The 2,670-nt window shown below is 43.1% G+C and carries 2 protein-coding genes; both read right to left on the reverse strand.

The window, feature by feature from the left end:
• Positions 1–29: 29 nt before the first annotated feature.
• The gene (locus IQ229_RS23255) at positions 30–1,421 is read right to left on the reverse strand and encodes a UDP-glucose dehydrogenase family protein (RefSeq protein WP_194047816.1); all 1,392 of its coding nucleotides are present in this window, start codon (positions 1,419–1,421) and stop codon (positions 30–32) included.
• A 148-nt stretch (positions 1,422–1,569) separates the two neighbouring features.
• On the reverse strand, positions 1,570–2,520 hold the full coding sequence (locus IQ229_RS23260; protein ID WP_194047818.1) for a UDP-glucuronic acid decarboxylase family protein: 951 nt from the start codon (positions 2,518–2,520) through the stop codon (positions 1,570–1,572).
• Positions 2,521–2,670 lie beyond the last annotated feature (150 nt).

A 2,670-nucleotide genomic window follows, 5' to 3' on the forward strand; every position in this document is an offset into this window, starting at 1 on the left:
GTTATTAATAACTCCTAACTTTTAACTTTTTATCTACCCACGCCTACATATTGGAATCCAGCGCGTATCATTGCTTCGGGGTCGAGGAAGTTACGACCATCAATGATAACGGGGTGGGCCATCAGTTTCGCCATCTTCACATAGTCTAGAGTGCTAAACTGCTTCCATTCGGTGACAAGTACTAAGGCATCACAGCCGTCAGCTAGTCTTTCGGCATCGGTTTCTACAAGCACACCAGAAAGTCCATGACGTAGACCTGTTTGGGAAACAATGGGGTCATAGGCTTTAACTTTGGCTCCCAGTCGGTTTAGCTGCTCAATTAGGTTGAGCGCTGGGGCATCTCGCAAATCGTCGGTATCGGGCTTGAAGGTTAGTCCGAGTAGTCCGACTGTTTTGCCTTTGAGAATTTTTAGAACTTGTTGGAGTTTTTCCAAAGCAATCAACCGCTGACGTTCGTTGACACTGACAGCAGATTTCAGTAGCTGGGCTTCATAACCATAGTCATCAGCAGTGTGAATCAGTGCGGAGACATCTTTGGGGAAACAAGAACCACCCCAACCAATACCAGCTTGTAAAAACTTGTTACCAATGCGGGAATCTAGACCGATACCTCTGGCTACTTGGGTGACATCAGCACCGACGCGATCGCAAATATTAGCAACTTCGTTAATAAAACTAATCTTAGTAGCTAAGAAAGCATTAGCGGCGTATTTAATCATCTCTGCCGAACTCAGGTCTGTTGCCAAAATTGGCACAGGGGGTAAAGATTGATCGTCAGCGTACTTGCGTTCTACAATTGGAGCATACAGCTGTTGCATTAAGGCTACTGCTCTTTGGCTATTGCCTCCTAGTACAATGCGATCGGGGTTAAAGGTGTCGTGAACTGCCGAACCTTCGCGCAAAAACTCTGGATTGCTGACTACATCAAACTCGGCTACAAATTCAGATAATTTCTCATCACTCGGCACTCCACCTGCGGGTATCAGTGTTTTCTGCCGCTCTGCAACACCATCTAGAACAAGCATCCGTACCCAGTCCCCTGAGCCAATGGGTACTGTAGATTTATTTACTATGACTTTATAACCACCGTTGAGATTTTCCCCAATCCCACGAGCTACAGCTTCGACGTAACGAGTATCACTTTCACCAGTCGGCAAAGGTGGCGTTCCCACAGCAATAAACAGAATTTCTCCGTGGGAAACTCCAGCCGCAAGATCGCTAGTAAAATGAATCTTCTCTGTTTGAATAGCAGACTGCATAATTTCTGAGAGTCCCGGCTCAAAAATTGGAGACTGCCCAGACTTCATTAACTTAACTTTTTCTTCGTTGTTATCTACGCAAATTACATCATGCCCAATATGAGCCAAGCAAGCGCCTGTAACTAAACCAACGTAACCAGTACCAATCACGCAAACACGCATTTATTTAACTCCTCACTTATTTGGGCTTAATCTTCAAAAAGAAGTTCTCAATTTTACACTTACACATTTGGGAAAACTCAGCAACTAAATATACTAGCTACCGATGGGATTAGCCTGCATAAAAATTTAGAGCGACGCTAGACGCCACTCAGGTGGTTGAATTATTGACATCGCTTTGAATGCGATCGCGAAAATCTTCTATTGTTAGTTTTAAACCCTCTTGCAGAGGAATGGTAGGTTCCCAATTTAACCAAGTTTTTGCCTTTGTGATATCCGGTTGGCGACGTCGGGGATCGTCCGAAGGTAGTGCCTCGAATTTAATCTGTGCGTCTGGATTGATCATATTTTGCACAGTTTGTGCCAATTGTAAAATCGTGTATTCACCAGGATTACCCAGGTTCATTGGGCCAATGTAGTCGCTATTCATTAAGCGGATGAATCCTTCTACCAAATCGGAAACGTAGCAGAAACTACGAGTTTGCGAACCATCACCGTACACGGTTAAAGGATTACCCTGCAAGGCTTGAACTATAAAGTTGCTCACCACCCGACCATCATTTTCTAACATTCTCGGCCCGTAGGTGTTGAATATCCGAACAACTCGAATATCAACTTTATTTTGCCTATAGTAATCAAATGCTAGAGTCTCAGCAATTCTTTTACCTTCGTCATAGCATGAACGTATTCCAATGGGATTGACGCTACCTCTATACTCTTCAGTTTGAGGATGAACTTCAGGATCTCCGTATACTTCACTAGTAGAAGCTAAGAAAAACCTTGCTTTCACACGTTTAGCTAGCCCCAACATATTCAGTGTTCCCATCACGTTAGTTTTAACGGTTTTAACTGGGTTGTACTGGTAATGTACTGGTGAAGCAGGGCAAGCTAAATGATAAATTTGATCGACCTCTAACCGAATTGGTTCGGTAATATCGTGGCGGATCAATTCAAAGTACGGATGGCCTAACCATTTCAGAATGTTGCGTTTATGACCAGTGTAAAAATTATCCAAGCATATTATTTCATGGCCAGCAGTCATTAGTCGGTCGATGAGATGGGAACCAATAAACCCAGCACCGCCCGTCACCAAAATTCTCATAGTTTCCCAGTTACTTACAAATATTTTCAGTAGCTATTGCACTTGCTTTTAGATTACCCACCTTGGGTACAAAAATACAAAACAAAAAAAAGACCAAGGTTGAATCAAAAAGTGTTGTTGAACTTACCTATTTTTTCCACAGTTGTAGTT

It is taken from the genome of Nostoc cf. edaphicum LEGE 07299, assembly GCF_015207245.1.
GTDB classification, from domain to species: domain Bacteria; phylum Cyanobacteriota; class Cyanobacteriia; order Cyanobacteriales; family Nostocaceae; genus Nostoc; species Nostoc edaphicum_B.